Genomic DNA, 7,085 nt, shown 5'->3' with positions numbered 1-7,085 from the left:
TGATGCTCGGCCTGATGGCGCCCGACTACCTCGAGCGCGAGGTCTATTGCTGCGGGCCCGAGCCCTTCATGCAGACGGTGCGCGAGATGCTGATCGGCTTCGGCTTCGACATGGATCACTACCACCAGGAGACCTTCGCCGCCCCGGTGCTGACGCCCGCCGACGCGCCCGCGCTCGACGACGTGGTGCCGAGCGCCGAGGCGGCCTCCGAGGTCGTCTTCGCCGCGAGCGGGCGGAGGGTGCCCTGCACCGAGGCCGACACGGTGCTCGCGGTGTCGCGGATGGCCGGGCTCAACATCCCCTCCGGCTGCACCTTCGGGGTCTGCGGCACCTGCAAGACGCGGAAGCTCTCGGGCGAGGTCCACATGGTCCACAACGGCGGCATCTCGGAGGAGGACATCGAAGCGGGCTACATCCTCGCCTGCTGCTCGCACCCGATGGGAAGGGTCGAGATCGAGGCGTGAGGTTCAACCCAGGCGTGCAATCTACTTGTTGACAGCCGAACCGGCGAAACAGCAAGATGTAGTGGTCACGGTGCCGATTCGCGCGCGCGGGTCGGAGAATAGGGAAGCCGGTGCGATGCCGGCGCTGCCCCCGCAACTGTAAGCGGCGCGTCCCTTCCATCATGCCACTGGCCGGACGGGCCGGGAAGGCGGGAGGGGCGGCGAGAGCCGCGAGCCAGGAGACCTGCCGCGACAGGACGTGAACCCGGGCGGGGTGCCCCGCGGGAGTCGCCGGCGGCCTGCCGTCCGGAGCCCCCGCATGCGCCGCGCTCCAAGCAGCGGGGAAGCTGATGCAGGCGACAGAACTCTCGGGCCATGCGACCGGCCGCAAGGCGACGGCCCTCCAGGTCATCAAGCGCGACGGGCGGCTCGTGCCCTTCGACGCCACCAAGATCGCGGTGGCGCTCGGCAAGGCCTTCCTCGCCGTCGAAGGCGAGGCGGCGCGCGGCTCGGAGCGGGTGCACGACCTCGTCGAGACGATGACCGTCGGCATCTCCGCGGCCATCGACCGCCGGCAGGTCGCGCGGATCGCCATCGAGGACATCCAGGACCTCGCGGAACTCGCGCTGATGCGCGGCGGCCACCACAAGGTCGCCCGCGCCTATGTGCTCTGGCGCGAGGCGCGGGCCTCCGAGCGCGCCGCCGCCTCGGCGCCGGAGCCGCAGCGCTGGATGCACGACGCCGCCGGCGCGCGCGTGCCGCTCGACGTCGCGGCCCTGCGCGCCCGGGTCGACGCGGCCTGCGACGGGCTCGCCGACATATCACCAGCGGCGGCGGCGGAGCGAGTGCTCGCCTCGCTCTACGATGGCGTCACCGCGGCCGAGATCGACGAGGCGCTGATCCTCGGGGCGCGCAGCCTGATCGAGACCGATCCGGCCTATACCTTCGTCGCCGCGCGGCTGCTCGCCGATCGCATCCGCGGCGAGGCGATGGCGGCGGTGCTGGGCCGCGCGGACGAAACCGACCTCGCCGCCTATTTCCCGGCCTATGTCGCCCACGGCATCCGCGCCGGCCTCCTCGACCCGGCGCTCGCCGGCTTCGACCTCCCCCGCCTCGCGGCCGCGCTTCGGCCCGAGCGCGATAGGGCCTTCCAGTATCTCGGGCTCCAGACGCTCTGCGACCGCTACTTCCTGCACGAGGACGGCACGCGCTTCGAGCTGCCGCAGGCCTTCTTCATGCGCGTCGCCATGGGCCTCGCGTTGCGCGAGGAGCACCGGAACGGGCGGGCGATCGAGTTCTACGAGCTGCTCTCGTCCTTCGACTTCATGGCCTCGACGCCGACGCTCTTCAATGCCGGCACGCCGCGGCCGCAACTCTCCTCCTGCTTCCTGACCACGATCCCCGACGATCTCGAAGCGATCTTCGGCGGCATCCGCGACAACGCGCTTCTGGCGAAATACTCGGGCGGCATCGGCAACGACTGGACGCCGGTGCGCGGGCTCGGGGCGCATATCCGCGGCACCAACGGCAAGAGCCAGGGCATCGTGCCCTTCCTCAAGGTCGCCAACGACACGGCGATCGCGGTCAACCAGGGCGGCAAGCGCAAGGGCGCGGTCTGCGCCTATCTCGAGACCTGGCACATCGACATCGAGGAATTCCTCGACCTGCGCAAGAACACCGGCGACGACCGGCGCCGCACCCATGACATGAACACCGCCAACTGGGTGCCGGACCTCTTCCTGGAGCGGGTGGAGGCGGACGGCCCCTGGACGCTGTTCTCGCCCGACGAGGTGCCGGATCTGCACGATCTGACCGGGCAGGCGTTCCGCACCGCCTACGAGGCTGCCGAGGCCAGGGCGGCGGCCGGCGAGATCAGGGTGCATCGCCGCACGCGCGCCGTCGACCTCTGGCGGCGGATGCTCTCCATGCTGTTCGAGACCGGCCATCCCTGGATCGCCTTCAAGGACCCCTGCAACATCCGCTCGCCGCAGGGCCATGTCGGCAGGGTGCATTCCTCGAACCTCTGCACCGAGATCACCCTGAACACGAGCGCCGACGAGGTGGCGGTCTGCAACCTCGGCTCCGTCAACCTCGCCGCCCATGTCACGCCCGCCGGCCTCGACCTGGCGAAGCTCGCCCGCACGGTGGCGACGGCGATGCGCATGCTCGACAACGTCATCGACGTGAACCTCTACACCATCCCCCAGGCGGAACGCTCGAACCTCCGCCACCGCCCGGTCGGCCTCGGCCTCATGGGCTTCCAGGACGCGCTCCAGATCCTGCGCATCCCCTATGCCAGCGAGGCCGCCGTCGCCTTCGCCGACGAGAGCATGGAGGCGATCGCCTTCCACGCCATCGCCGCCTCCTGCGACCTCGCCGAAGAGCGAGGCGCCTATGCGACCTTCCCGGGCTCGCTCTGGAGCCGCGGCATCCTGCCGCACGATTCGCTCGACCTGCTCGCCGAGGCCCGCGGGGTCGCGCCCTTCGACAGGAGCGCCCGCCTCGACTGGGACGCCCTCCGCGAGCGGGCGCGCCGCGGCATGCGCAACTCCAACTGCCTCGCCATCGCGCCCACGGCCACCATCTCCAACATCGTCGGCGTCAGCCAGTCGATCGAGCCGGCGTTCCAGAACCTCTACGTCAAGTCGAACATGTCGGGCGAATTCACCGTGGTGAACGCGGGCCTCGTCGCCGACCTCAAGGCGCGCGGGCTCTGGGACGAGGTGATGATCTCGGATCTCAAGTACCACGACGGCGCCCTCGGCCCGATCGCCCGCGTGCCGGCCGACCTCAAGGCGCTCTATGCCACCGCCTTCGAGATCGCGCCCGACTGGCTGGTGCAGGCCGCCGCCCGGCGCCAGAAGTGGATCGACCAGGCGCAGAGCCTCAACCTCTACATGGCCGAGCCCTCGGGCCGGAAGCTCGACGCGCTCTACCGGCTGGCGTGGAAGTCCGGCCTGAAGACCACCTACTACCTGCGCGCCAAGGCCGCGACCCGCGTCGAGAAGTCGACGCTCTCCGGCGCCGACGCGACGCTCAACGCGGTGAAGGTCGGCGGCGCCTGCGCGCTCGACGACCCGAGCTGCGAGGCCTGCCAGTGACGCGGCAAGCCGAAATGGCAAGCCGGATTCCAGCCGGATTCCGGCCGCCTTCCAGCCCGTGTTTCTGCCGCTTTTTCAAGGTGATGCCCGGCGACCCCGCCAAACCGCCGAAGATCGCATGACAGGAGCCCCCATGCTCGACCTCAACGCCACCGGCCTCGGCTCCATCGACCGCGACGGGGGACGCGTCAGCGTCTCCGACAAGGCGATGATCAACGCCCGCGCCGACGTGAACCAGCTCCTGCCGCTCAAGTACCGCTGGGCCTGGGAGAAGTACCTCTCCGCCTGCAACAACCACTGGATGCCGACCGAGGTCTCGATGCAGGCCGACATCGCGCTCTGGAAGTCGGACGCGCTCAGCCCCGACGAGCGGCGCATGGTCAAGCGCAACCTCGGATTCTTCGCCGCCTCCGAAAGTCTCGTCGCCAACAACATCGTGCTCGCAGTCTATCGCAACCTGACGAATCCCGAGTGTCGTCAATACCTTCTGCGCCAGGCCTTCGAGGAGGCCGTGCACAGCCACACCTTCCAGTACATCGTCGAGAGCCTCGGCCTCGGCGAGGGCGAGCTCTTCAACATGTACCGCGAAGTGCCCTCGATCACCGACAAGGCCGCCTGGGCGCTCGATCATACCAGGGCGCTCGAGGACCCCGCCTTCCGCACCGGCACCGAAGCCGCCGACCGCGCCTTCCTGCGCGATCTCGTCGCCTTCTACGTCGTCTTCGAGGGGATGTGGTTCTACACCGGCTTCGCGCAGATCCTCTCGCTCGGCCGGCGCAACCGCATGGTTGGAATTGCCGAGCAATATCAGTATATTCTCCGAGACGAGAGCCTGCACCTGAACTTCGGCATCGACGTCATCAACCAGATCAAGGCCGAGAACCCCCGGCTCTGGACCGAGGCCTTCCAGGCCGAGGTGCGCCGCATGCTCGGCGAGGCGGCCGAGCTCGAGGCCGCCTACGCCCGCGACACCATGCCGACCGGCCTGCTCGGCCTGACGGCCGAGTCGAGCGCCGACTACATGCGCTTCATCGCCAACCGCCGCTCGGCCCAGCTCGGCCTCCAGCCGCTCTTCGCGCCGACCGAGAACCCCTTCCCCTGGATGTCGGAGACGATCGACCTCCGGAAGGAGAAGAACTTCTTCGAGACCCGCGTCACCGAATACCAGACCGGCGGCGCGCTCAGCTGGGACTGAAGGTCTTGCCTTGCCGCCGGGCAGGGGCCAGGATCGACGGCACGACGGTTTCCGCGGCTGCTCCCGAGTCGCCGCGGACGAAGAGGGAAGCCGGTGCGAGACCGGCGCTGCCCCCGCAACTGTAAGCGGCCAGCGATCCCGAACGCATCCACTGGCCCGCCGGGCCGGGAAGGATCGGGAAAGCGGCGACCCGCGAGCCAGGAGACCTGCCGTCGCCGAAACCCGATCGACCGGGCGGGGTGCCCCGGGCTGGAGGCGACATGCGACGGACGGCGGCGCGCGCGGACGCGGCTTCTCATCCCTCCGGCCCGTCCAGGGGCTCGGAAACCCGCCCATTGCTCGGCGAGCCCTGCCCTTGCGCGGCGCAGCGGCGCCACTGAAAGGACGGGAACCATGCCGGACCTGGAGACCCTGGCAGCCGCGCGCCTCGCCGACTGGCGTGCCTCATGGTCGATGGGGTCGTGGGGCGCGGTGGCCGAGTTCCATCAGGACGACGGCGAGCCGGCCGTCGCCGACGGCCTCGAACGGGTGACGTCGCGGGGCGCTATCCGTCTCCAGGGACTCGCCGATGCCGAGCCGCTCGCCTACGAGACCGTGAGCCCGGACCCGCGGCGCTGGACCGTCGCGGTCGCCCTCTGCCTTCCGGCCGAGGCGGCGCGGCGCGACGGGCGCGGCGTCCTCACCGAGCTCGGTCCGGACGACGATGCGGTGCGGCCCGGGGATCGCGCCGGCATCCTCTTCGACTTGGGCCTCGGCCAGCCGCAGGTCGACTTCTGCATCCGCGTCACCGACCCCGCGCTCCTCGCCACGCTGCGCGGCGCCGCAGGCCGGCCGGTCCTCGCACCGGGCAACCCGGCGCTCGGGGCGATCGTCGCCGCGCATCCGCACCGGGTGGCGCTGACCAACCTCGGGCGGATCGAGGTCTTCCAGAAGATCGGTGGCCCCGAGACCGGCGGCGTCTCCCCGGCCGGCCCGCACACCCATGTGCTGCCGAAGCTGCTCGCCTCGGGCCGCACCCATTCCGCGAACGTCCCGATCCCGCACGGCCTCGTCCCCTGCGCCGGGCTGCATCCCGGCAATCCGGTGATCGGTGCCATGGGCGAGGACCGCGCCTTCGACGCAGGCCTCCATGCCGCCTTCGAGGCGCTGCTCGAGGCCTGGGGCGATCCCGATTACGTGGTCGCCAAGCGGGCAGTGCGCTCGGCGCTCGACGCCGGGCGGGAACCGGGCGGCTTCGAGCCGCTGCCGAGCCGCAGCGGCCGCGCCGGCCTGCGCAATGCACTGAGGCAGCGGCGGCGCGAGCGCGGCGGCTCGGACCTGCTCGACCGCTGGTCGGCCACCTTCGACCGGGGCGGGGAACCCGCCGAACCCGACCGCCCGGGGCATTGACGCATGGGACCGTTCGACGGAAGCTCCGGCAGGGCAGGGGGACAGCCATGACGACGGAGGTCCGGGATATCGTGACCGGGGCGCGCGCCGGCGCCTGGATCGCGGTCGTGACCGTGGCCAGCCTCGTCTTCGGCCTCGTGCCGGCCTGCGCGACACCCCTCGCCGCCGTCGTTGCGGTGGTCGGGCGCGGCATCCTGTGGACGAACCTGCTCGCGCTCGCCCGCCGTCTCGTCCTGCACCGCCTCGCGGTCGTGTCGGGGCTGCTGGCGACGCCGCGCGCATCGGCCGCCTGACCGCGGTGCGGCGCTTTCCGCCGGAGCGGATCGTCTGCCTCACCGAGGAAACGGTCGAGACCCTCTACCTCCTCGGCGAGGAGGCCCGCATCGTCGGCGTCTCGGGCTACGCCGTCCGCCCGCCGCAGGTCCGGCGCGAGAAGCCGCGGGTATCCGCCTTCACCTCGGCCGACCTGCCGAAGGTGCTCGCGCTCGAGCCTGACCTCGTTCTGACCTTCTCCGACCTGCAGGCGCCCATCGTCGCCGACCTCGTCCGCGCCGGCGTCGCGGTGCACGCTTTCAACCAGCGCGACCTCGCCGGCATCCTCGCGATGATCCGCACCCTCGGCGCGCTGGTCGGCGCGGCGGAGCGCGCCGCCGCGCTCGCCGACAGCTACCGGCGCCGCCTCGACGCGATCCGCGCCGACCGCGCCGGCCTCCCGCGGCAGCGCGTCTACTTCGAGGAATGGGACGAGCCGATGATCTCCGGCATCGCTTGGGTGTCCGAGCTCGTCGCCGTCGCCGGCGGCGAGGATGTCTTCGCCGATCTCTCCCGCCAGCCCGCCGCCACCGGCCGGATCGTCACCGCCGACGCGGTCGTCACCGCGGCACCGGACCTGATCCTCGCCTCCTGGTGCGGCAAGAAGGTCCGCCCCGAGCGCATCGCGGCGCGCCCCGGCTTCGC

6 protein-coding genes and 2 riboswitches are annotated in these 7,085 nt (G+C 71.1%); all 6 genes read left to right on the top strand.

Features of this window, described 5'->3' with window-relative positions; all coding sequences use genetic code 11:
• Window positions 1-464 (top strand): 2Fe-2S iron-sulfur cluster-binding protein (locus V7050_RS16355; protein ID WP_324375328.1); only part of this gene is annotated, 464 nt, incomplete at its 5' end.
• 51 nt (window positions 465-515) lie between these two features.
• A riboswitch (cobalamin riboswitch) is annotated at window positions 516-709 on the top strand.
• Between the two features lie 84 nt (window positions 710-793).
• Entirely contained in the window at window positions 794-3,544 is a 2,751-nt protein-coding gene (locus V7050_RS16350) for a ribonucleoside-diphosphate reductase subunit alpha (protein ID WP_324369869.1), read from the top strand.
• A 133-nt stretch (window positions 3,545-3,677) separates the two neighbouring features.
• Window positions 3,678-4,739 carry a ribonucleotide-diphosphate reductase subunit beta gene (locus V7050_RS16345; RefSeq protein WP_324375330.1) on the top strand — a complete coding sequence of 354 codons (1,062 nt, stop codon included), beginning with the start codon at window positions 3,678-3,680 and terminating at the stop codon, window positions 4,737-4,739.
• Between the two features lie 28 nt (window positions 4,740-4,767).
• Window positions 4,768-4,967: riboswitch (cobalamin riboswitch) on the top strand.
• Between the two features lie 165 nt (window positions 4,968-5,132).
• Window positions 5,133-6,128: a DUF6925 family protein gene (locus tag V7050_RS16340; RefSeq protein ID WP_324369865.1), complete on the top strand. Its 996-nt coding sequence runs from the start codon at window positions 5,133-5,135 to the stop codon at window positions 6,126-6,128.
• Between the two features lie 47 nt (window positions 6,129-6,175).
• Entirely contained in the window at window positions 6,176-6,421 is a 246-nt protein-coding gene (locus V7050_RS16335) for a hypothetical protein (protein WP_324375332.1), read from the top strand.
• A 5-nt stretch (window positions 6,422-6,426) separates the two neighbouring features.
• A partial coding sequence (locus V7050_RS16330) for an ABC transporter substrate-binding protein (protein WP_324410845.1) occupies window positions 6,427-7,085 on the top strand: 659 nt, incomplete at its 3' end.

The organism is Amaricoccus sp., assembly GCF_036846665.1.
In the GTDB taxonomy this organism is placed as follows: domain Bacteria; phylum Pseudomonadota; class Alphaproteobacteria; order Rhodobacterales; family Rhodobacteraceae; genus Amaricoccus.
Note: the sequence above shows the minus strand (reverse complement) of the source record. Positions and strands in the feature narration are given on the sequence as shown.